Origin of the sequence: Paraliomyxa miuraensis, from assembly GCF_026337845.1 — a bacterium.
Lineage (GTDB): Bacteria > Myxococcota_A > Polyangia > Nannocystales > Nannocystaceae > Paraliomyxa > Paraliomyxa miuraensis.
This window is the reverse complement of sequence record NZ_JAOVZF010000162.1, coordinates 1-22,227: the sequence shown is the minus strand read 5'-3', so window position 1 is coordinate 22,227 and position 22,227 is coordinate 1. Positions and strand designations below refer to the sequence as shown.

The 22,227-nt window shown below is 70.0% G+C and carries 17 protein-coding genes; 9 read left to right on the top strand and 8 right to left on the bottom strand.

The window, feature by feature from the left end; all coding sequences use genetic code 11:
* The first annotated feature begins 36 nt into the window (after positions 1–36).
* The 4 genes from OEB96_RS37745 to OEB96_RS37730 all read left to right on the top strand — a co-directional run bounded on the left by OEB96_RS37745 (position 37) and on the right by OEB96_RS37730 (position 5,961).
* Positions 37–2,322 (top strand): response regulator, encoded by a 2,286-nt coding sequence (locus tag OEB96_RS37745; RefSeq protein ID WP_266221744.1) that lies wholly within the window; start codon positions 37–39, stop codon positions 2,320–2,322.
* A 46-nt stretch (positions 2,323–2,368) separates the two neighbouring features.
* Positions 2,369–3,952 carry a family 43 glycosylhydrolase gene (locus OEB96_RS37740; RefSeq protein ID WP_266221743.1) on the top strand — a complete coding sequence of 528 codons (1,584 nt, stop codon included), beginning with the start codon at positions 2,369–2,371 and terminating at the stop codon, positions 3,950–3,952.
* 37 nt (positions 3,953–3,989) lie between these two features.
* Positions 3,990–5,006, top strand: coding sequence for a hypothetical protein (locus OEB96_RS37735; RefSeq protein WP_266221742.1), 1,017 nt, complete (start codon positions 3,990–3,992; stop codon positions 5,004–5,006).
* Between the two features lie 214 nt (positions 5,007–5,220).
* A complete protein-coding gene (locus tag OEB96_RS37730; RefSeq protein WP_266221741.1) occupies positions 5,221–5,961 on the top strand; it encodes a hypothetical protein in 741 nt (246 codons plus the stop codon).
* 57 nt (positions 5,962–6,018) lie between these two features.
* On the opposite strand, the gene OEB96_RS37725 is transcribed toward OEB96_RS37730, so the two are convergent.
* Genes OEB96_RS37725 through OEB96_RS37715 form a run of 3 tightly spaced genes read right to left on the bottom strand, consistent with a single transcriptional unit; the run spans position 6,019 to position 8,518 of the window.
* Positions 6,019–6,483 carry a hypothetical protein gene (locus OEB96_RS37725; protein WP_266221740.1) on the bottom strand — a complete coding sequence of 155 codons (465 nt, stop codon included), beginning with the start codon at positions 6,481–6,483 and terminating at the stop codon, positions 6,019–6,021.
* Positions 6,484–6,501: 18 nt separating this feature from the next.
* Entirely contained in the window at positions 6,502–7,611 is a 1,110-nt protein-coding gene (locus OEB96_RS37720; RefSeq protein WP_266221739.1) for a S1C family serine protease, read from the bottom strand.
* A 58-nt stretch (positions 7,612–7,669) separates the two neighbouring features.
* Positions 7,670–8,518 carry a DMT family transporter gene (locus OEB96_RS37715; protein ID WP_266221738.1) on the bottom strand — a complete coding sequence of 283 codons (849 nt, stop codon included), beginning with the start codon at positions 8,516–8,518 and terminating at the stop codon, positions 7,670–7,672.
* Between the two features lie 101 nt (positions 8,519–8,619).
* Here OEB96_RS37715 and OEB96_RS37710 point away from each other — a divergent pair, with 101 nt between their 5' ends.
* Complete coding sequence (locus OEB96_RS37710; RefSeq protein WP_266221737.1) at positions 8,620–11,667, top strand: serine/threonine-protein kinase; 3,048 nt, start codon at positions 8,620–8,622, stop codon at positions 11,665–11,667.
* A 13-nt stretch (positions 11,668–11,680) separates the two neighbouring features.
* Here OEB96_RS37710 and OEB96_RS37705 read toward each other — a convergent pair whose 3' ends face one another.
* Positions 11,681–12,778 (bottom strand): aspartate/ornithine carbamoyltransferase family protein, encoded by a 1,098-nt coding sequence (locus tag OEB96_RS37705; protein ID WP_266221736.1) that lies wholly within the window; start codon positions 12,776–12,778, stop codon positions 11,681–11,683.
* A gap of 547 nt (positions 12,779–13,325) precedes the next feature.
* On the opposite strand from OEB96_RS37705, the gene OEB96_RS37700 reads away from it, so the two are divergent.
* On the top strand, positions 13,326–13,850 hold the full coding sequence (locus OEB96_RS37700; protein WP_266221735.1) for an NUDIX hydrolase: 525 nt from the start codon (positions 13,326–13,328) through the stop codon (positions 13,848–13,850).
* Between the two features lie 299 nt (positions 13,851–14,149).
* Entirely contained in the window at positions 14,150–16,234 is a 2,085-nt protein-coding gene (locus OEB96_RS37695; RefSeq protein WP_266221734.1) for an MYXO-CTERM sorting domain-containing protein, read from the top strand.
* Between the two features lie 676 nt (positions 16,235–16,910).
* Here the strand turns inward: OEB96_RS37695 and OEB96_RS37690 are convergent.
* Positions 16,911–17,675, bottom strand: coding sequence for a DUF1295 domain-containing protein (locus OEB96_RS37690; RefSeq protein WP_266221733.1), 765 nt, complete (start codon positions 17,673–17,675; stop codon positions 16,911–16,913).
* A gap of 29 nt (positions 17,676–17,704) precedes the next feature.
* Positions 17,705–18,592 (bottom strand): ion transporter, encoded by an 888-nt coding sequence (locus OEB96_RS37685; RefSeq protein ID WP_266221732.1) that lies wholly within the window; start codon positions 18,590–18,592, stop codon positions 17,705–17,707.
* A gap of 215 nt (positions 18,593–18,807) precedes the next feature.
* Here OEB96_RS37685 and OEB96_RS37680 point away from each other — a divergent pair, with 215 nt between their 5' ends.
* The gene (locus tag OEB96_RS37680) at positions 18,808–19,734 is read left to right on the top strand and encodes an acyl-CoA desaturase (protein WP_266221731.1); all 927 of its coding nucleotides are present in this window, start codon (positions 18,808–18,810) and stop codon (positions 19,732–19,734) included.
* A gap of 15 nt (positions 19,735–19,749) precedes the next feature.
* Here OEB96_RS37680 and OEB96_RS37675 read toward each other — a convergent pair whose 3' ends face one another.
* A complete protein-coding gene (locus tag OEB96_RS37675) occupies positions 19,750–20,181 on the bottom strand; it encodes a ribonuclease III domain-containing protein (RefSeq protein ID WP_266221730.1) in 432 nt (143 codons plus the stop codon).
* Positions 20,182–20,349: 168 nt separating this feature from the next.
* Here OEB96_RS37675 and OEB96_RS37670 point away from each other — a divergent pair, with 168 nt between their 5' ends.
* A complete protein-coding gene (locus OEB96_RS37670; RefSeq protein ID WP_266221729.1) occupies positions 20,350–21,363 on the top strand; it encodes a tetratricopeptide repeat protein in 1,014 nt (337 codons plus the stop codon).
* A 25-nt stretch (positions 21,364–21,388) separates the two neighbouring features.
* Here OEB96_RS37670 and OEB96_RS37665 read toward each other — a convergent pair whose 3' ends face one another.
* Positions 21,389–22,165 (bottom strand): enoyl-CoA hydratase-related protein, encoded by a 777-nt coding sequence (locus tag OEB96_RS37665; protein WP_266221728.1) that lies wholly within the window; start codon positions 22,163–22,165, stop codon positions 21,389–21,391.
* Between the last annotated feature and the right edge of the window lie 62 nt (positions 22,166–22,227).

Genomic DNA, 22,227 nt, shown 5'->3' with positions numbered 1-22,227 from the left:
CTCGGCCAATGGTGCGATCATCTTCGGTGTTCCAGGATGGATGACGCTAGCGCAGCGCAGCCTTCGCGCGGCGAGGGGCTCGAGTGGCTACCCGCGTGGTACGTGCGGCTGATCGATCGTGTCGTCCGCCCGGACCAGCTCGAGCACGACGAGGCCGAGCTGCTGCGCACACGCACGTTCGCCGCCGCCCTGCTGTTGATGGCGTGCACCACGAGCTCGTCGGCCATCCTGCTCGCGCTCGAAGACCTCACGGGCCTCCTCACGTTCTGCTTCACGGCGGCGGTGATCCTGATGCTCGCGATGCTCCGCCGCGGCGTGTCGTCGTTCCTCGTCGCCCACATGCTGGGGACTTCGTTCGCGGTGTTCATGGTCGCCGGCATCGTCTACGAGGGCACCTTGGTGGGCCCGAGCACCGTGGCCCTGATCCTGATCCCGGTGCTGCTCACCCTGGCCCTGGGAGCACGCAGCGGGTGGATCTGGTGCGGGGTGATCTCTTCGTGCGCGCTGGGGCTGATCCCGTGGTCCCAGGGCTCTCCCAAGGCCATCCACGCGTTCACGCTCACCATCATCGTCACCGCAGTGCTCCTCACCGCGGCCACGCATGCGTTCGACGCGATCCGAACCCGAGCGCTGGCGCGTGCCAACGAGGCGCTCGCGCGGGCCGAGGAGGCGCGCATGCAAGCCGAGGCCGCGGCCGAGGCCAAGGCCAGGTTCCTGGCCAACATGAGCCACGAGATCCGCACCCCGATGAACGGGGTGCTGGGGATGCTGGGACTGCTGCTCGACACCAGGCTCGAGGATGCCCAGCGCGACTACGCCGAGATCGCCCACACCTCGGGGGTGGCCCTGCTCGACCTGCTCAACGACATCCTGGACTTCTCCAAGATCGAGGCCGGCCAGATGGGCCTGGAGCAAGTGCCGTTCGATCTACGCACGATGGTGGAAGACGTGCTGGATCAGCAGGCGGTGGCCGCCGATGCCAAGGACGTGGCGCTGATCTCCCGGTACCTGCCCGACACGCCGTCGGCCGTGAAGGGCGACCATGGGCGGATCCGTCAGATCCTGCTCAACCTCGTGAGCAACGCCGTGAAGTTCACCGACAGCGGCCACGTGCTGGTCTCGGTGGAGCACGAGCAACGGGAGGGCCGCAGCTCGTTCCGCATCGAGGTGCAGGACACCGGCATCGGAATCCCCGAGGACCGGCAGACCTCGATCTTCGAGCACTTCCAGCAGGTCGACACCTCGACCACGCGCAGCCACGGCGGAACCGGGCTGGGCCTGGCCATCGTCAAGGAGCTGGTGACCTTGATGGAGGGCGAGCTCGGCGTGGAGAGCCGGCCGCAGCATGGCTCGACGTTCTGGCTCTCGATCCCGCTGCCCCTCGACGAAGCAGCGCCCGCCCGGGCCCCGGTCCCCGGCGATCTGACGGGGGTGCGGCTGCTGGTGGTGGACGACCACGCGATCAACCGCCGGATCCTGACCGAGCAGCTGGCGCGATGGGGTCTGTCGGCCACCGCCTGCGCCTCGGGCCCCGAGGCCCTCGATTGCATGCGCGAAGCGAGCCTCGAGGGTCGGCCCTACCAGCTCGCGATCCTCGACTACCACATGCCCGCGATGGACGGCCTGGAGCTGGCGCGGCGCATCAAGACCGACCAGGCCCTGCGCCAGACGGTGCTGGTGATGCTCAGCTCGGTGACCCACCGCGTGGGGACCAAGGTCGTCGACGAGGCCGAGTGTGCGGCCTACCTGGTCAAGCCCGTGCACCAGTCGGACCTCATGGACACGCTGGCCAGCGCGTGGGCGCGCCGGGATGCGCCCAACCGCGGCGCGACCCAGGCCGTGCCGACGAGCTACTCCCGATTCCATGCCCAGGTACGCCCGCAGGGGTCGAGCCGGGCCCGGGTGCTGGTGGTGGAGGACAACCAGGTCAACCAGAAGGTCGCGCAGCGCATGCTCGAGCAGCTCGGATGCCGGGTCGACGTTGCGTGCAACGGCAAGGAGGCGCTCGACATGGTCGAGACGTCTCGCCACTACGATCTGGTGCTGATGGACGTGCAGATGCCGGTGATGGACGGGCTGGAGGCCACGGCCCGGCTGCGGCAGCGCGAGGGCAACGGGGACACGCGGCTGCCGATCGTGGCCATGACCGCGCACGCGATGGAGACCGACCGCGCGCGCTGCCTCGAGGCGGGGATGGACGACTACGTCAGCAAGCCCGTGCGTCGACGCGAGCTGCTGCGGGTGCTGCGACAGCTACCGAGCTGGGACCCCGCGGGCGAGCCCGAGGACCGAGAGCCCCTTCGCATGGTGCCGGCCTCGTAGGCCGCGCACGTCCTGCCGCCCTCGCGAACCTGCTAGGGTGCTCGACGTGCGTCCCCTCTCGATGCTCCTTCCCGTGTGCGGCGTGCTCGTGGGCTGCCCCTCCGACCCCGACCCGCGGCCAATGGCCACCGATGGCCCGGGGTCCACCTCGACCACCGAGGGTCCGATGGTCGATGGCACCTCCACCACGAGCGACGGCGCAACCGACACGACCACCACCGAGGCCGCCGACGAGACCACCGGGGATCCCCCTCCGCCACCCGAGCCGGGCCTTTGGGGCGAGTACTTCGACCGCTACCACGACCTCGTGCTCTCGCGGAACGAGCCCGGCCTCGACCACGTATGGGGGCTCGAGGCTCCCCACCCCGACCTCGGGCTCGATCGCTTCTCGGCCCGCTTCAGCGGCACGCTCACCGCCCCGAGCACGGGCACCTACACCATCGCCACCGAGTCCGACGACGGCGTGCGCGTGTGGATCGACGGAGCGCTGGTGATCGACGACTGGAACGCGCACTACGTGACCCGCACCGAGGGCATGGTCGAGCTGGTCGCGGGCGTCGAGGTGCCGATCCTCGTGGAGTACTTCGAGATCGACATCGAGGCCTCGCTGCGCCTGCTGTGGTCGAGCGAGGGCTTGCCCGAGGAGGTGATCGGCCCCGAGCACCTCATGGCCCCGCCCATCGACTCCGGCCTGCCCGGCCCCAAGCCGCCCTACCTCAACCCCGTGGTGCCGTTCGACTGCCCCGACCCGGGCGTGATCGCGGTCGACGGCCCCGACGGCCCGGTCTACTCCATGGTCTGCACGGGGGGTACGTTCCCCATCCGACAGTCTCGCGATCTGGTGCTGTGGCAGGACTCGGGAGCCGCGGTGCTGCCCGCGGGCAAGCCCACCTGGGCGGCCAACGGCTTTCGCAACTGGGCCCCCGAGCTGCACCGCGTGGACGGGCGCTTCGTGGCGTACTTCACCACGGTGAATGCGAGCAACGTGCTGTGCATCGGGGCCGCCACCGCCGACGACGTGCTCGGGCCATGGGTCGAGAGCCCGGGGCCGCTGGTCCAGCACCCCCAGGGGGTGATCGACGCCACCTACGTGGAGGACGAGGCCGGCACGCCGTTCCTCGTCTACAAGATCGACGGCAACTCGGTCGGTCAGCCCACGCCGCTCCTGGCGCGACAGCTCGTGCCCGATGGTCTGTCGTTCGCGCCCGGCAGCGCGGAGGTCCAGCTGTTGGTCAACGCCCCCGGGACCTGGGAAGGGGGCGTCATCGAGGCGCAGTGGTTCCTGCACCACGATGGCTGGTGGTACCTGTTCTACAGCGGCAACGTCTACGACCACCGCTATCGCACCGGAGTCGCACGCTCGGCCGCGCTGCTCGGCCCCTACGAGAAGCACGGCGCGCCGATCCTCGGCAACAACGAGCGCTGGGTGGGACCGGGCCACGGCACCGTGCTCGAGCTCGGCGGCGCGCACTACTTCTTCTTCCACGCATGGACCAACGCCGGCAACGGCACCCACCTGCAGGGGGCCGGACGCAACGGTCTGGTCGATCGCATCGAGTGGGTCGACGGCTGGCCCCAGATCCACGACGGCAGCCCCAGCCGCACCTGGCAGCCCTGGCCCGGGCCGTGAGTGCTCGCGCCGAGGGCGGATCGCTTATCATCGGAGCATGCCGACCTCGCATGCTCCGTCGATCGCCATGCCGCCCGTGCTCGCGCTGCTGCTCGCCAGCGCGTGCACCCCGGCCGAGAGCAACGACGACGACGTGCAGCCTCCCACCACGCTGGGGCCGCTCGACACCGGCGACGGCTCGACCACCAGCGGGGGCACGGGCCCCGGGACCACCAACGCCTCCTCCTCGAGCACCACCGCCACGGGCACCACGATGGCGGTCGACGGCACGGTCGACGATGGGCCCTACTTCGACGTGGGCATGGGCAACACCACCGGCGAGCCCTGCACTCCGGTGTCCCCGACCGAGCAGACCTGCGACGGGATCGACGACGACTGCAACGGCTTCATCGACGACATCGACGAGGGGGGCGACGGGATCTGCGACTGCCTCGCGATCGCGCTCGTGGGCACGCCGGGCTCGCTGGCGGCCTCTCAGTTCGAGCAGTGGCTCATCGATCGGGGGACCAGCGCAGTGCGGATCAACCCCCCGATCGTCGATGCCAGCATGCTCGACGACTACGACGTGGTGATCCTCGACCAGCTCACGCGCGAGTACACGCCGGCCGAGGCCGCGGCCTTCGACACCTGGGTGAACGCGGGTGGCGGCCTGATGGCGATGACCGGCCACACCGCGAGCCCCGTCAGCGCCCAGCAGTGGCCCAACGGGATCCTCGGCCCGATGGGCCTCGCGTACCAGGGCGCGCTGCTCAGCGGCCCGGTCACCGACTTCCTGCCGCATCCCACCACGATGGGCCTCACCTCCGTCACGTTCCTCGGCGGGTTCGAGGTGGTGGCCACGATCCCGGGCCAGAGCGACGTGGTGGCTCGCCTGCCGGGCATGGTGCCCGCCGCCCAGGCGCAGGAGCGCGGCGCGGGCAAGGTGTTCGTGTGGGGCGACGAGTGGATCGAGTACGACTCGGAGTGGTCGGCGCTGCCGGAGATCACCCAGCTGTGGACCAACATCTTCGACTGGCTGACCCCGGCCGACGTGTGTGCGCTGCCCGAGGGGTGAGGGCTCGACGAGCTCGTGGCGCCCGCGGCGGCCGCACTGCGGCCTCGTGCTCGCACCCGGCACCATGAGGCGCCAGCCGACCCGGTGCCACGAGCGTCGCGACGCGAGAGCCCACGAACGCGACGACGGAACCGAATGGACGGCCCCGCAGCCGACGCCGCGCTCGTGGAGAACCGCGCCGTCCCATCCTTGGCGAAGGAGGGAATCGGAAATCATGGACATCCAGGAATTCATCGGACGTTCGATCGGGGTCACCGCCGTCGCCCCCTTCACCTTGCTCGGCAGCTTGATCCGCGGGAATCGGCTCTTCCATCCCGACGGGATGATCTACGCGGCCCATGTGAAGGCGATCGCACAGGACGGCATCCTCGGGCAGCTCGCACAGCGGCTCGCCGGGACCGCGCTGGTGCGCCTGTCCGGAGCGTTCTGGTCGTGGCCGCGGGGCCAGCATGCGCCCGACATCCTGGGCGCGGCGGTCCGGTTCCGTGCACAGGACGACGTCACGCCGAAGATGCTGCCCGGCGATCAGGACCTGACGTTCGTCACCGCCCCGTCGCTGCCGGAATTGCTCGTCGCCCCGTTCCGCACCAACGTCGAGGACTTCCTGGGCGATCGCTACTACGCGATCCTGCCGTACACCCTCAAGGGGATCGGCAAGGTGTACCTGCGGCTGGTGCCGGCGCAAGCCTCCCCCATCGGGACCAACCGCCGCCAGCGGCTGGAGCTCGCGGTGGACCAGGGCAACGCGGTGCTGCGGCTGGAGCTGCGGCCGGACGGCACGGAGCAGTGGGTCCCGATCGTCGCCGTCGACCTCCGCGAGCGCTTGCACATCGACGACGAGCTCCGCTTCGACCCCGGCTCGTCCGCCATGGGGCTGAGGCCTCGCGGTACGTTGCAGTGGATGCGCGCCCCCGCTTACGCGGCGAGCGAGATCGGGCGGCGGCTGCGACGCTGAGCCGCCGGACCCGACGCACCGCCCCGCACCGCCCCGCACCGCCCCGCACCGCCCCGATCAGCGGGCCTGCAGCTCCACGCACGAGGCATCGACCGCGAACTCTCGACTGCCGCGCTCGACCCTCGCCCTGGCCACCGGCTCCTCCGCATCGTCGAGGATCCAGAGCTCGTCGCCCGGCATCATCGGCATGCTGGACTGCGAGCCGCCGTTCATGGTGATGAAGGTGCTGATCCCCGGCTGCGGCTCGTGGCCGAGGTAGAGCCGTACGACGCGGTGGCACTCGTTGCGGATGGTGACGGTGATCGTCTCCTTGTCGGGCCCAAAGTCGTCCGCTTCGGCGGCAGCGTCGTCGCTCGCGTCACCGGTCGCATGACCGGTGGCGTGAACGATGGGCTGCACCTCGCCCCGAGGGCCCACCTCCAGCGTGGGCGTCGGCTCGGGCGGCTCCGGCATCTCCGCCGTGCCCTGCGCCCTGAGGCACCCGCCGAGCAAGCCCAGTGCAAGCACACCTGTTCGAACCATGCGCATGAATCACTCCCATCACGAGCTACCACCGCCGGCCTGGGTGTCGACTTGCCGCTGCCGAAGTTCCAGCACCTCGCCGCGGCGAAGGATCCGCAGCACGATCGGCTCACCGGGCTCGAGGCGGGAGAGCCGCTCGCGGATCCGGGCCATCGACCCACGCTCCACCTCGATGCCCTGCACCGCCAAGATGACGTCCCCGCCCACCAGCAATTCCCGCTGGCCAATGGTGGCCCGCAGATCGCCGCCGCGCAGGCCCAGGCGCTCCACCGGCGATCCCCGAGCCACCCGCTGGACCAGCAGCCCCTGAGCCTGCGGCAGGTTGAAGATCTCGGCCATGCGCCCTTCGAGCACGACCGACGCCACGCCGCTCCAGAACGGATCGCGCTCGAGCAGCAGCTCGCGAGCCGCGTTGGCGGTGACGGCAAAGCCCAGGCCCTCGAACCCGCCCGACTGCGAGAGCACGTGAGAGACGATGCCGATCACCTCCCCCCGCATGTCGAACATGGGCCCGCCCGAGTTGCCGGGGTTGATCACGGCATCGGTCTGGAACAGCTCGGCGGTCGAGAGCCCGCTCACCGCCTCCGGCGCCCGTCGAGCGCCGAGGTGTCCCACGGTGAGGGTATGGCTGATCCCCAGCGGGGCCCCCACCACGAACACCTCGTCCCCCACCGCGACCTGGTCCGAGTCGGCCAGCCGTGCCGGACGAGCCTCGGCGGGAACCCGCGCCAGGCGCAGCAGCGCCACGTCGGCCATCGGATCGGAGCTGATGACCGTGGCCGTGACCGGCTCGCCTCCGGAGAAGTAGACCTCGATGACATCGGCGGTGTGCACCAGGTGGGCGGCCGTCATGACCCTTCCGTCCGCGGAGATCAGCACCCCGGAGCCCACGGCGGACGAGCCGGCCAGTCGTCCACTCCGCGGCTCGCGGCCGCGATCGGAGACCACGACGAGGGCGACCGAGTCGATGACCCGGGGATAGACCTCCGAGACGCTCCGCGCGGCCCTGGGTTCGGGCCCAGAGGCGAGCGCGGGCGGATGCGCCGCCCTGGCCAGGGGGCATGCACAGCCGAGCAGCAAGCATGCCGCCGTACCCAGGGTGCTCCAGCGCGAAGCGAGCGGGCTCATGCGAGTCGAGCTGACACACCCGTCGTGAAGCGCCAGCGAAATGGGCAGCGCGCCGGCCCTACTCTCGCGGTCGCGTCACCACCAGGACCACGATCCCCAGCACCACCAGCGCCGCCCCGCCGAGCTCCACCGCGTCCACCCGCTCGCCGAACAAGAGCACGCTCCACACCATCGCGAACGCGATCTGCACGTAGCCCACCGTGGTCCCGCGCCCCGCGGGCAAGAGGTGCAGGCCCCGCGTGAGGAACACCTGGGCGATCTGCGTGCTCACGCCCACCCCGAGCAGCACCAGCCACTCGAGCGGCCGGGGCCACACCCACACGCGCAGCGCCAGCGGCAGGAACACCGGGGCGGCCACGATCGGGAACCACAGCACCACCACCAGCGGATCGTCGGTGGCCCGCAGCCTTCGCACCGTGACGTAGGCCCCGGCCGAGAAGCACGCCCCCGCGAGCGCAATGCCCACCGCGACCGAGTCGAGCACCTGCGCGCCACCAAACAACATCTGCGGCCGCGCCACCACCACCACGCCGGACAGGCTCACCGCGAGCGCTGCCGCCAGGCCCCAGCCCACCCGCTCTTGCAGCACCACCGCGGCCAAGAGCGCGGTGAGGATGGGATTGACGTAGTGGATGGTGGTGACCTCGGAGAGCGGCAGCACGGTCACCGCGTGGAAGAAGCAATAGAGGCCGCACGAGCCCAGCACGCCGCGCAGCAGCAGCAGCCCCCGCGCGTTGCCCCGCAGGGGCAGGCCGGCCCGCCGCACCACCCAGATGCTGAGCACCAGGCCCAGCACCGAGCGCGCGAGGATGATCTCCTCGGCTGGCAGCCGCGAGCCCGCCAGCTTGACGCACACCGTCATCAAGCTGAAGAAGAACGCGGCCCCGAGCAGATAGGCGTAGCCCAAGGAGCGAAGGGTAACAGCGAAGTCCAGGCGTACGCCTCCGGCGACGGATTGCCGGGCGCCTGGCTCACCGCCGCCCTCCCACGGGCGTATCATCGATGAGGGTGACCACGGGCCTCGGCGACGATGACGACGACGCCACCCACGACATCGGGGGGCGCGAGGATGCATCGACGGCTCCGGCCGAGCCGGTGCAGTCGCCACCACACACCAACGTCAAGCGCTACGTGGTGCTCGAGCAGGTCGGGGCGGGCGGCATGGGAGTCGTTCACCGCGCCTATGATCCCCGGCTGCGCCGCGAGGTCGCGGTCAAGATGATCCGGCTCGACCGTCACGAGAGCCGGCCCGAGGCCCGACCCGAGGCCCGACCCGGCGACCAACAAGAGGGCCAGCATCGCGCCGCGACGCGCATCCTTCGGGAGGCCCGCACGATGGCCCAGCTCAGCCACCCCAACGTGCTGCCGGTGTACGACGTCGAGCAGGTGGGCGAGCTGGTCTACATCGCGATGGAGTACGTCGATGGCGAACACCTCGGTCGCTGGCTCGAGCGCCACGCTCACACGTGGCAAGCGGTGGTCGAGGTATTTCGCCAGGCCGGCGAGGGCCTGCAGGCCGCCCACCGGGCGGGGATCGTGCACCGCGACTTCAAGCCCGCCAACGTGATGATGGGCAACAAGGGGCGCGTGCTCGTGACCGACTTCGGGCTCGCCCGGGCCTGCGATCGAGACGACGATCTGCCGGGCTCGGCTCGGCCCATCGACACCAGCGTGGAGCTCACCGAGGACGGCGAGCTCGTGGGAACACCGGCCTACATGCCTCCCGAGCAGCTGCGCGGCGAGCCGGTGGACGCCCGGGCCGATCAATATGCGTTCTGCCTGGCGCTCTACGAGGGCCTGTTCGGCCGCCGTCCGTTCCTGGCGCGCGAGCCCCGAGCGCTGCTCCACGCCAAGGAGCTGGGGACGATCGAGGCCGCCCCCGACGCCAACGTACCGAGCTGGCTGTTTCGCGTGGTCGAGCGCGGCATGAACCCCGATCCGGCCCAGCGCTTCCCCTCCATGGCCGAGCTGCTGCAGGCCCTCGGCCACGACCCGGGTCAGGCGCGAAGACGCTGGGCGTGGGCGGGCGTGGGCGCGGTCGTGGGTGCCTCTGCCATCGGGCTGCGCCTGGTCACGGCCCCCGCTCCCGACCCTCGCTGCCCACGCGCGCAGGCGCTGATCGACGAGCTATGGGGCAAGCAAGCGCACGACCGCCTGCGCAGCGCGATGCTGGCCACGTCGGTGAGCTACGCGGCCGATGCGGCCGAGCGAGTCACGACCGTGCTCGACGACGAGGCACGCGCCTGGGCCGAGGGCTACGTCGACGCTTGCGAGGCCACCAACGTTCGCGGCGAGCAATCGACCGAGGCCCTCGATCTACGCATGGCCTGCCTGCGCCGCCACCGGGCCGAGCTCGAGACCACCATCGAGGTGCTCTCGCTCGACGTGAGCGTGGCGACGGTGCGCGCCGCGGCCTCGATGGTGGACGACCTGTCCGATCCCAGGACGTGTGCCGACGTGGAACAGCTGCGCGCCCGCGAGCGCCCCGTCGACCCCACCCGGGCCGCGGAGCTCGAGCGCCTGCGCGAAGAGCTGGCCCGCGCCACCACGCTGTCCCGCGCCGGTCGGATCGACGACGCGTTGGAATCGATCGGTCGAGTCGAGCGCTCGGCCGCCGGGGTGGACGCGGTGGCCGTGCACGGTGAAGCCCTGCTGCTGCGGGGCTCGATCGCGATTCAGGAGCGCAACCTCGCCGACGCCGAGCGCTGGCTTGGTGCGGCACAGGCCGATGGAGTGGAGGCCCGCGATGCTCCCCTGGTCGTCCGCGCCTGCACCAACCTGGTCCTCGTGGTGGGAGCCGAGCTGGCCCGCACCACCGAGGCCGAGCTATGGGCGGCCCAGGGCAGGGCCTGGCTGCGAGGGCGAAACGACGACGATCGCCTGGCCACGTCCCTGCTGCTGGCCGAGGGCAACGCGTACCGCAACGCAGGTCACCTCGAGCGAGCCCGCGCCACGCTCACCGAGGCCATCTCTCGCATGGAGACCCACCCGCACACGGGCGACCTCGCCGATGCGCACCGCACCCTGGGCCTGGCCCTCATGATGCTGGGCGAGCCCGACGAGGCCGAGCTGCACTTCACCAAGGAGCTGACCATCCTCGAGGCGCGGCTGGGACCCAATCATCCCGATGTGGGTTCGGCCCACCGTGGCCTGGGCGCAGCCTTCCATGCGTCGGGTCGGCTCGCCCGCGCACTGCCCCACTACGAGGATGCGCTGCGGATCTACGAGCGTGCGATGGGCCCCGATCACCCGCGCGTGGCCTCGGCCCTGAGCAACCTGGGGGCGCTGCGCGACGACCTGGGCGAACCCGACGAGGCACGCGAGCACTTCGAGCGAGCGCTTCGGATCCTCGAGTCGACGGGCGGCACCAACGACGAGCTCGTCGGGTTGCTGGGCAACCTGGCGCAGGCCCTGCGCCACGGCGGCAATCCGATGGCTGCCGCCGCCGCTCTCCGTCGCGCCGCCGACCTGGTCGAGCGGACCCACGGCCGCGAGCACCCCGACCACGTCGACGTGCTCACTCGCCTGGGCGAGACCCTGCTCGAGGCCGACGACACCTCGAGGGCTCGCGAGGTGCTCGAGCAAGCCGACGCCCTTCGGCGCGCATTGCCTCCCGAAGCCGCGCTGCTCTCGGCCGACGCCGCCCGGGCGCATGCTCGCCTGCTCCACCGCGAGGGTGACCACGCACGGGCCCTGTCCTTGCTGTCGGAGGCAATCGAGCTCTATCGCTCGGGCGGTGCCGCGCTCGATCCTCGCCGCGGCGAGACGCTGCTCGACCTCGGCGAGGTCTTGCTCGCGAAGGGCGAGCCCGCCGCGGCCCGCGAGCCCCTGGAGGCCGCGCTGCCCCTGCTGATCACCCCGCAGGTCTCCCCCGAGGCCCTGGCCCGCGCCCGCTTCGCGCTCGCCCGTGCGCTGGTGGCCAACGAGCCCGCAGGCCCCGACGCCCACGCACGAGCCACCGAGCTGGCCCAGAGCGCCCGCCTGGGCTTGCCCGACGACGATCCACGACGCCGCGAGATCGGCACGTGGCTCGACGCGCTCGCCCGGCGGCCGTGACCTGCGGCTCGACTCACGGGATCAGCTCGAGCCGCCGGGCCCGTGCCCGGATCTCCTCGTCGGCGCCGTGCACCATGGCGAAGATCGCCGCGCGGATCCACATCCCGTTGCGAACCTGCCGCCACACCACGAAGCCCGGGTGCTCCTCCCACTGGTCGGGCAGCTCGTTGACCCGCGGCAGGGGGTGCATCACCACGCAATCGGGGCGAATGAGCTCGCGGTACTGCGTCTTGAGGATGTAGGGGTCGCTGCTGCCCAGCTCGGTCGGCGCCCCGCCCGTGTCCCACTCCTGCTGCAGCCGCGTCACGTAGATCGCGTCGATCTGGCGCCCGTGCTCGCGCAGCATGGACTCGATCGTCTCGTGGATCCGCACCTCGATGCCGTGCTTCTCGATGTACTGCACCAGATCGCGCTCGGGCACGAACTCGCGAGGCGACACGAAGTACACCCGCGGCTGATCGAACTTGGTCATCAAGTAGGCCAGCGAGCGCGCGGCACGGTTGCGCGAGATGTCTCCGATGATGAGCACCGTCTTGCCGTCGATGCCTCCGCGCTCGGCAAACGAGTAGCGCAGGGTATAGACGTCGAGCAGCGACTGCGTCACGTGCTGGCTGCGCCCGCTGCCCGCCGAGATCACCGGGATCGGCCGATGGCTGCGCAGCAGGGCCCACGCCGCCCGGGTGGCGAACTCGTCCTCGTGGTGGCGCACCACGATCGCGTCGAAGAAGCTCGACAGCGTCCGAACCGCGTCCTCGACCGACTCGCCCTTGGCGAACGACGACGTGCTGAGGTCGGTGACCGTGCGGCTGTTGGCGCCGAGCTTGTCGGCGGCGGCCAGGAACGACTGCGCGGTACGGGTGCTGGGCTGCGAGAACAGGTGCATGATCCGCTGGCCCGACAGCACGCCCCGCAAAAAGCCTCGCCCCTCGCGATGGCGATCGAGCCGGCGGATCGCGGTTGCGGTGTCACACAGCGACTCGATGTCGGACCGCCCGAACTGCTGGCTCAGCAGCACGTGGAACGGTCGCCCCCTCGAACGCAGCACCTGCTTGCGGGCCGCCGAGTCGCGCAGGCTCGACTTGAACTCTTCGTAGCTCATCCCCTTGGTCATCGGAGCACCTCAGCTGGTCGACCTGCGCCGCCCGGGCACGCGAGCAAGTGCACGTCCGGCGGAATGTACATGATTCGGAACCGCGCGCTCGGGGTCGGCTCGTGCATTCGCTGCGCGTGCCGTCACGTGCTCGTGCCGTCGCGGGTCGCGCCCGGTGGCCACAGTCGCCGCCACCGGCTACGGCCGTAGCCACTGCCACGTCGACCAAACCCCGAAGACCACGTCGTCGATCGCTTGGCACGACGCTTGTAGACCAGTCACCACGGCGGCCCCGAGCTCCCCATCGGGGTCTTCCTTCCAAACGCGCTTCGAGCTGTCCGCCGCGCCCTCCCTCCAACCCAAACTCCGCATCCGGGGCGCGGCGGACAGCTTGATTTTCCACACGAGATCGATCGCCAGGCCCTGGTGGCGGCGGCTCGACGGCCCGCAGCCCGCTGATGCCGCGTGGCCCATGGCGGGGGCAAGCGGTCCCTGGCGCCGCTCCAGCGCGTTTTGGGTGAGTTGCTTGGCGGATCGCGCCCCGATGTGGCTTGATGGATCGGCCGCGATGACCGATTCCAGCTCGAGCTCAGCGCCGAGTCCCAGCAGCGCCCTGGGTGCCGTGGTCGATCTCGGCTTTCGCACCGCCTACAAGGTGGCGCACCGCATGCTGCGTGCGTACTGGGGCGTAAGGAATCCCAGTACCCACGGGGCGCTCGTCGCGGTGTGGCACGACGGCAAGCTGCTGCTGGTCAAGAACTCGTATCGCCGTCACTACACGCTGCCCGGCGGCTACGTGCGCCCCACCGAGGCCGCGGTGGTCGCCGCCCAGCGCGAGCTGATCGAAGAGGTGCGGCTGCGGGTGCCGCTCGATCGCCTTCGCGTGGCCTACGACCGCACGCACCCGTTCGAGAACCGGCAGGACCGCGTGACCATCGTGGAGGTCGAGGTCGACCAGCCACCGCGCTTCAACGTGGACAACCGCGAGGTGGTGTGGGCCGGGTTCGAAACACCCGAGCAGATCCGACGGCGTCCGATCGTGCCGCACCTCGAAGAGTACCTGCGCGAGCGCGAAGCCGAGCGCGAGAGCTGAGCGAGCTCGCGAACGCGAGTCCTCGCCACGCACCCTCGTCGTGACGCGAGCAGGGTCGAAGACGAGCCCTCGTGATCGCGGCCCGAACAAGGCCGTATGAACGCGGTCCTCGGGGTGGACCCCGAGTGGTCCCGACCTCTAGAGTGGTTGCCTACTCCAATCCAAAGGGGCAAGGCACGGCTTTGGTGCCTTCCCCTCACTCGTTGCTCGGTCGAGAACTGCCACGGACGGCATTCGATCGGGCACGGCCCACCAGCATCGCCCATCGATGATGGCGTGCATCGCATAGGAACCACGGCATGAGACGTACCATCAGGATCCCAACCACCCTTTCGTTGACGGTGCCCTTCGGGGCGATCGCCTTGCTCGCAGCGAGCGACGCACGGGCGGCCACGCCCACGTTCTACGCCGACCTGGTCTCGTTCCAGGCGGCCGCGACGGCGTCCGTCACGGACGACTACAGCAACCCCGGGTATGTCTTCAGCCAGAGCGATGTCGTGATGAGCGGGGTGCTCGGCGAGACCGACTACACGACCACCGGCCACATCAACAACAACCTCGTCTTCAACGGCCCCGCCGATCCTCGCTACTGCGCCGGCTGCAACGGCTCGTTCCTGCTGTCGTTCCAGACCACCAGCGTCGGCGACGCCACCGGGGTCGGCGGCGTGCTGGTGTTCATCGAGAGCCACAGCATGGCGACCCCGTACTTCGCCTTCATCACCTACGGTGACGGCACCACGGACAACATCGCGCTGCCCATCCAGGGCAACTACTGGGGCGTCAGTGCGCCGGAGCGGATCGAGTCGATCCACTTCGGGCTGAGCAACGGAGGCACCACGACCGGCGGGTCGTTCTCGATCGACGATCTCATGATCGCCACCATCGGCAACGATTGCTGTGCCGCGAGCCCCGATGGCACCCCGGGCTGCAATGATCCCGCGTGTGAGGCAGCGGTATGCGCCATCGATCCCTTCTGCTGCAACACCGCGTGGGATGGGATCTGCGCCGGCGAGAGCGTGACGGAGTGTGGGGCGCTGTGCAACACGTGTGGCGACGGCGTGGCGGCCGGCTCCGAGCAGTGTGACGACGGGGGTGAGTCCGCCGTCTGCGACGCCGACTGCACCTTTGCCATGTGCGGCGACTCGTTGGTCAATGCGACGGCCGGCGAGGCCTGCGACGACGGAGGCGAGACCGCGACCTGCGATGCCGACTGCACGTTCCCCTCGTGCGGCGACGGGGTGACCAACATGGCCGCCGGCGAGCAGTGCGACGACGCCGGTGCATCCGCGACCTGCGACGCCGACTGCACCCTGGCGCAGTGCGGCGACGGGGTGCTCAATGCGGCCGCCGGCGAGCAGTGCGACGACGCCGGAGCGTCTGCCACCTGTGATGTCGACTGTACGTTCCCCTCGTGCGGCGACGGGGTCCTCAACGCGCTTGCCGGCGAGCAGTGCGACGACGGAGGCGAGTCCGCCACCTGTGACGTCGACTGCACCCCGGCGACCTGCGGCGACGGCGTGGCCAATGCGACCGCGGGTGAGAACTGCGACGATGGGGGCCGCTCGGCCACCTGCAACATCGACTGCACCGCGGTCAGCTGCGGCGACGGGGTGCTCAACGTGACCGCCGGCGAGCAGTGCGACGACGCCGGCGAGTCGGCCACCTGCGACGCCGACTGCACCAACGCGATGTGCGGCGACGGAGTGGCCAACGTGACCGCCGGTGAGGAGTGCGACGACGCCGGCGAGTCGGCCACCTGCGACGACGATTGCACCGCGGCCATGTGTGGCGACGGGGTGACCAACGCCACCGCCGGCGAGGGCTGCGACGACATGGGCGAGTCGGCCACCTGCAACGCCGACTGCACGACGGCGGGCTGTGGCGATGGGGTGATCAACGCCGCCGCTGGCGAGGACTGCGACGACATGGGCGAGTCGGCCGCCTGCGACGACGACTGCACCGCGGCCGAGTGCGGCGACGGGCTGCTCAATGAGACGGCCGGCGAGGAGTGCGACGACGGCAACACCGACGATGGCGATGGCTGTGCAGCGGACTGCATCGTCGAGTCGGGCACGGACAGCACCGGAGGCGACAGCACCGGAGGCGACAGCACCGGAGGCGACAGCACCGGCGGGGCCGATACCTCCGGCGGGGGGACGGGGATCGACACCTCCGTGGACGTCACCGGCCCCGTGATCACGACGGCCAACGACTCCTCGGGCGGGACCGAGGGCGATACCGACACCGACTCGGGCGGCTCGGCGGTCGATCCGGAGGGCTGCAGCTGCACGACCGATTCCGAGGGCTCGGGCCGCGGTGCCGTGTGGTCGGTGCTCGCTCTGTTCGGCCTGGGCGCGCTGCGCCGTCGCCGTCGCCGAGCCTGATGATCACGAGGGAAGCGCCCAAGAAAGTGAAAGCCCGGGCTCCGCGAGGAGCCCGGGCTTTCAGAGGTTTACGGACCAGGAGCCGTCCCGGGCACCGATTCCGGGACGATTCAGAGCACCCACCAGTCTCGACGAGGTCGAGAATCACCAAGCACAAGAGTCAAGCCAAGGATCAAGGATCTACGAATTTTCGAGCAAGGCGATCCAGCCGCGGGAGGTCATCGATGTTCGCCGACCAACGGGGGAGCAAGCCGGCGGGACGAGGGTACGGATGCGAGGAACGGTTCAGCGGGTGGACGAGCCGAGCTAGCGTTTCAAGCCAAGACAGTCAGTCAGTCAGTCAAGTCGATCGTTCAAGCCAAGACAGTCGTATCAAGCCAAGGACGCGGCGCCGAGACGGTCGAAGGAAGTAAGTGACAGTCGAGACGTCGCCAAGCGTAGTGCCGTAAGCCAAGAGGGGATTTGGGAACGCTAGGGTCGAAGGGTGTCCGTTGCCGGACGTTTCCCTAGGTTGCAGCCGTCGTGCCACGATGTCCCAGCCCGAAATCGTTGGAGAAATTTCGTCACTCGGGCGTATGGGTCGCAATCGCGCCCTGGAGCATGACGCGAAAGTCCGGATCACCCCCCGCACCGACGTCACCCCCTGACATCGATGTCGCGAGGCCGGCCGAGCCGCCTACAGCACGAACGGGAGCACCGCCTTGCGACGGCGCGGGTAGTCCGGGAACGTGCGCTGGTACCAGCGGTGGTGCGAGACGGCGCGCGGCACGAGGTTGGCGGCCGTGAACGCGGCAAAGGCGAGGCCGGCGGGCGACCAGGTGAGGATGGACCAGCCCACCCACTGCAGCAGCTCGCCGAAGTAGTTGGGACACGAAATCTCCTCGTAGAGGCCCCCGGTGGGGATCGAGTAGCCGCTCTCGCCCGGCTTGCGAAGCGAGCGGAGCTTCGCGTCGGCCCACCGGTTGATGACGAAGCCCGTGCAGAACAGCATCGTGCCGTACAGGAAGCGAAAGCTCAGCAGCCACGCCAGCCCGTAGCCGGGACCGAGCTCGGTCAGCCAGCGCGCGTTGAGGTAGGCGTTGAGGCCGTTGAAGCACAGCGCCATCAGCATCACCAGCACGGGCATGCGGCGATCCGGGCGGCTGCGCATCGTCAGGGGGTACACGAACGTGCGGTGGACGTAGTGCGCCTGCCACAGCGCGAGCATGAGCAAGGGCACCGGCTCGAGCGCGCGCGAGCCCTGCAGGTAGACCCACGCGAACAACAGCGGCGCGGGAGCTTCCATCAGCACCCAGCCCAGCCGCTCGGAAATACCCGGGCCCCACCCACCACGCGCGTGGCGACCGTAGGGTGCGCTCACCAGGCCGAGCACGGCAAACACCACGCCCGCAACGGCGAACATGGTCATCAGGAGGGCGTGGTAGATCTCGGGCTCGGACATCGAGGGATCCTTGGTGCGAGCGGAGGGCGTCAGTCCACCGCCGAGCCGCACACGTAGCAGAAGTTCGCGCCCGTGGGGTGGTCCATGGCCCCGCAGGCGTGGCACATCGCACGATCTTCATCGTCCTCGGGGACCGCCTCGCTCGCCCCGGGCGGAGGCACCGGGTGGTGGCTGACGATCTCGGCCGAGACGATTCCGGTCGGCACCGCGAGGATCCCGTAGCCCAGCACCATCAGGCACGCGGCGAGGAACTGCCCGAGGTCGGTCTTGGGCGCGATGTCGCCGTAGCCCACCGTGGTCATGGTGACGATGGCCCAGTACATCCCGCGCGGGATGCTGGTGAAGCCCGCCTCGATGCCCTCGATGAGGTACATGGCCGCACCCACGACGAGCGCGATGATCACCACCGCGCCCACGAACACGGAGATCTTGGGCAGGCTGATGCGAATGGCCGCCAGCAGGCTGTGGGCCTCGCCCATCATGCGCACGACCTTGAGCACCCGGAACACCCGCAGCAGCCGCAGCGCCCGGATCACCAGCAACGTGTGCATCCCGGGGAGGAACAGGCTCAGGTAGGTGGGCAACAGCGCCAGCAGGTCGATGATCCCGAAGAACGACACGACGTAGCGCAGCCGCCGACGCGCCGAGTAGATGCGCAGCCCGTACTCCACGCTGAACAGCGCGGTGTAGAACCACTCGAGCACCCGCAGGGTGGTTCCGTGGCGCACGGCCACCGACTCCACGCTCTCGAGCGCCACCGTGACGACGCTGGCGACGATCAGCCACAGGAGTGCAACGTCGAACAGCTTTCCGCCAGGGGTCTCGGCCTCGAAGATGACGATGTAGATCCGATCGCGAAGCGCTCCGGCATCGAGACCGGGCGTTGCGGGCGGTGGAGACGCGGACGGAGACGCCATGGCCGGCGGCGCAGGATAACAAAGGCCCCGCTCGTCCACCCCACGGGCCAGCGGGCGTGCATCCAGCTGCACGCCCCGCGCCGTCGGGCGACGCACCCGCTGCGCTCGCCAGGATCGCCAAGAACGGCCAGGCGAGGAGCCTGGTGACACAACCATGACGGAGGGCGACCGAGCGGTGACCCTCCCGAACGCCGTTGCGAGCCATGCTGGCTGCCATGCGACTGCTGGAGATTCCACCCGCTCCTCCCGTCCGCGGAAGCGGTCGACACGCGCGGACCTGGCGAGACTACGACTGGGCGGGCTGCACCCCGTTCCTGCTGGTCCACGTGTTCGGAATCGCAGGTGCCGTGGCCGGCCTGGTGATGGGGGCGCCCGCCTCGGCGTGGATCTGTGCGCTGGTGCTCTACGTGGTTCGCATGTTCGGCGTGACCGGCGGCTACCACCGCTACTTCTCGCACCGCACGTTCAAGACCGGCCGGGTGATGCAGTTCCTGCTGGCGTTCCTGGCGATGAGCAGCGCGCAGCGGGGGGTGCTGTGGTGGGCGGCGCACCACCGCGACCACCACAAGTACTCCGACGGCGAGCGTGACGTGCACTCGCCGGTGCGCTGGGGTTTTTGGCACTCGCACGTGGGCTGGGTCTACGACCGCAACGACGAGGTCGACTGGAGCCGGGTCAAGGACCTCGCGCGCTACCCCGAGCTGGTGGTGCTGGAGAAGCTGTGGCTGCTGCCGCCCATGGTGATGGCGGCGGCGTGCTTCTTCACCCTGGGCTGGTGGGGGCTGCTCATCGGGTTCCTGTTCAGCACCGTGGTCTTGTGGCACGGCACGTTCACCATCAACTCGCTGGCCCATGTGTGGGGCAAGCGTCGCTACGCCACCACCGACGACAGCCGCAACAACTGGCTGCTCGCGCTCATCACCCTGGGCGAGGGCTGGCACAACAACCATCACCACCACATGTCGTCGTGTCGGCAGGGGTTCTTCTGGTGGGAGGTGGACCTGGCCTACTACGCGCTGCGAGCCCTCGCCGCGGTCGGGCTGGTCTGGGAGATCCGGGAGCCGTCGCCACGCGTGTACGAGCAAGGCCCCGCCAAGCAGCCCGACGCCGACCTCCTGCCGTCGCAGCAGCGCGCGGCGTAGTCCCTGGACCCGCAGCTATCCCCGTCGTGGTCGCCGGGCGTGCGCCTCCACGGCGTCGTCGATCGCGACGGTGAGGGGTCCATCGAGCACCTCGTGCAGGCGGGCGCGGCCCGAGTCGCCGTGCAAGCACCACGTGGCCACCAGCACCTCGAAGGCGGTGGCGGCTCGGTACTCCTGCGTCCGTCGCCGGCCTCCACGAGCCGCCGCGGGCGGTGCCGCGTTGCGGCCGCGTCGAACGATCTCGAGTTCCTCTGGGTGCAACGCCGGCAGGACCTGCTCGAGCAGTCGAGCCTGCGCCTCGGCCCTCACCACCCCCGTCTTCATCGCGTCGAGCCGATCGGTGGGATAGTCACCCCGCGAAGCGAGCCGATAGCGGACCTCTCGCTCGAATTCCACGTCGCCAAGCCATGCCAGGGTTCGGATCGAGCGTGCTCGCAGGTCCGTCATTCGTGGCGATGCTACCCTGCGCACGAGGCGCGAGCGTGTAGGGTGTCCCCCGCTGCCCGATCGTGCCCCCCGTGCCGTATCCTGCCAAGACCGCTGGGTCGAGCAGCGGCACGCGGCCGAGGCGGAGACGACACGGCGGCGCAGCGTCGGCGCGGACATGGGGACACGGTGAAGGGCGGCTACGACGAAAAGACGACGATCCAGCGGACCAAGGCGCGTCCGGAAGGACCCCGCAAGGGGCCCGCATTCCTCACCGTGCTCACGGGCGAGCTGGTGGGCACCGTGTTCGAGGTGCCGATGGGCATGAGCCTGATCGGACGCCACGACAACGCACAGGTTCGGCTGCCCGACGACGGGGTGTCGCGTCGGCACGCCAAGATCGTTCGTGAACCCGACGGCAGCGCCAAGCTGGTCGATCTCGACTCCACCAACGGCACGTACATCAACGGACGACGGATCCACGCCGAGGGCCTCCGCGAGGGCGACCGGATCCGCGTTGGTCAGTCGGCCACGCTCGACTTCCGCTACGACTATCGCGATTCCAAGGCGCGGGACGACATGGCGCTTCGACCCGCGGACACCAAGCCCATCCCCATGGATGCCTCACCGCTGGGCCCGAGCGCTGGCCACGACGACATCTCGAGCACGCTCGACGACCTGGGCAAGGTGTACTCCAAGCACGGCGACCACGACGCCGCGATCTCGACCTTTCGGCGCAACCTTCAGGTCCGCGAGCTCAAGTTCGGCAAGGACCACCCCGCGGTGGCGTCGATCCTCGACTCGCTGGGAGAGGCCCTGCAGGAGGCCGACGATCACAAGGAGGCACTCGGCCATCACCGACGGGCCCTGGCGATCTACGAGGCCCAGGCCCGACAGCCGCGGGAGATGGGGCACGTGCTCTCGCACCTCGGGCAGTGTCTGCTGGCGCTGGGCGAGACCGACGATGCGCTGGAGATCCTGGAGCGGGCGCACGCCAAGCTTCGCTCTCACGGAGCAACCTCGGCCGAGCTGGCGCGCGTGCGCTTCGTGATGGCCAAGACCCTGCACGAGCTCGGTCGCGACGAGGAGCGCACGCTCGACCTGGCCCGGCTGGCTCGCGATGCCTTCGCAGCCGGCGGGCCGTCCACGCGCGAGCTCTACACGGAGGTTCGCGCGTGGCTCAGGAAGCTCGGCGAGGTGTGAGCCGCACGGCCGCCGAACGCCACGGTCAGCGCCCCCGGAAGCTCGGGGAGCGCTTGCCCAGGATCGCCTCGACGGCCTCGCGGTGATCGTCGGTGTTCTGCACCATGCCCTGGAAGCTGGCCGCGAGCTCGAGCGCGGTGTCCATGTCGAGGTCCCAGCTGCGATACGCGGCGCGCTTGGTCAGGCGCACGGCGAGCGGGGCGTTGGCGGCGACGAGACGGGCGCGAGCCTTGGCCTCGTCGATGAGCGCTGGGGGCTCGACCACGGCGTGCACCAGGCCGATGGTGAGAGCCTCGTCGGCGTCGACGAGGCGACCGGTGAGCACCAGCTCGAGCGCGCGGGCAAAGCCGATGGTGCGGGCGAGGAAGTAGGCCCCGCCATCGCCGGGGACCAGGCCGACCTTGACGAAGGTCGAGCCGAGCTTGACTCCCCGCGCGGCCACCCGCAGATCACACATGCAGGCGAGGTCGAGGCCGGCTCCGATCGCCGCGCCGTTGATGGCCGCGATCACCGGCTTGTCGCAGGCGGCCAGCCGTCGGGGCACGCGCTGGATGCCCTCGACGTACTGACGGCGCAGCGCCACGGGGCCGCCCTCGAACATCCCGCTCTGGTCGCGCATGCGCTTGAGATCACCACCGGCGTGGAACGAGGACCCCGCCCCGGTGAGCACGATGCAGCGCACCTCGTCGTCGGCCTCGGCCGCGTCGAACGCCCGCACGAGGCTCTCGACCATGGCCTCGCTGTAGGCATTGCGGGCATCGGGGCGATCGAGGGTCACGACGGTGTCGTTGTTCGCGACCATGGCCCAGGCATGTTCACCATCATGGCCCAGGGACCCCGAGACACCTGGATCATGTAGCACGC

Coding starts and splice junctions, on each gene's coding strand:
- OEB96_RS37700 (WP_266221735.1), top strand. CDS start 13,326: ATGACCGATTCCAGCTCGAGCTCAGCGCCGAGTCCCAGCAGCGCCCTG.
- OEB96_RS37725 (WP_266221740.1), bottom strand. CDS start 6,483: ATGGTTCGAACAGGTGTGCTTGCACTGGGCTTGCTCGGCGGGTGCCTC.
- OEB96_RS37690 (WP_266221733.1), bottom strand. CDS start 17,675: ATGTCCGAGCCCGAGATCTACCACGCCCTCCTGATGACCATGTTCGCC.
- OEB96_RS37685 (WP_266221732.1), bottom strand. CDS start 18,592: ATGGCGTCTCCGTCCGCGTCTCCACCGCCCGCAACGCCCGGTCTCGAT.
- OEB96_RS37735 (WP_266221742.1), top strand. CDS start 3,990: ATGCCGACCTCGCATGCTCCGTCGATCGCCATGCCGCCCGTGCTCGCG.
- OEB96_RS37730 (WP_266221741.1), top strand. CDS start 5,221: ATGGACATCCAGGAATTCATCGGACGTTCGATCGGGGTCACCGCCGTC.
- OEB96_RS37705 (WP_266221736.1), bottom strand. CDS start 12,778: ATGACCAAGGGGATGAGCTACGAAGAGTTCAAGTCGAGCCTGCGCGAC.
- OEB96_RS37745 (WP_266221744.1), top strand. CDS start 37: ATGGATGACGCTAGCGCAGCGCAGCCTTCGCGCGGCGAGGGGCTCGAG.
- OEB96_RS37665 (WP_266221728.1), bottom strand. CDS start 22,165: ATGGTCGCGAACAACGACACCGTCGTGACCCTCGATCGCCCCGATGCC.
- OEB96_RS37675 (WP_266221730.1), bottom strand. CDS start 20,181: ATGACGGACCTGCGAGCACGCTCGATCCGAACCCTGGCATGGCTTGGC.
- OEB96_RS37680 (WP_266221731.1), top strand. CDS start 18,808: ATGCGACTGCTGGAGATTCCACCCGCTCCTCCCGTCCGCGGAAGCGGT.
- OEB96_RS37720 (WP_266221739.1), bottom strand. CDS start 7,611: ATGAGCCCGCTCGCTTCGCGCTGGAGCACCCTGGGTACGGCGGCATGC.
- OEB96_RS37695 (WP_266221734.1), top strand. CDS start 14,150: ATGAGACGTACCATCAGGATCCCAACCACCCTTTCGTTGACGGTGCCC.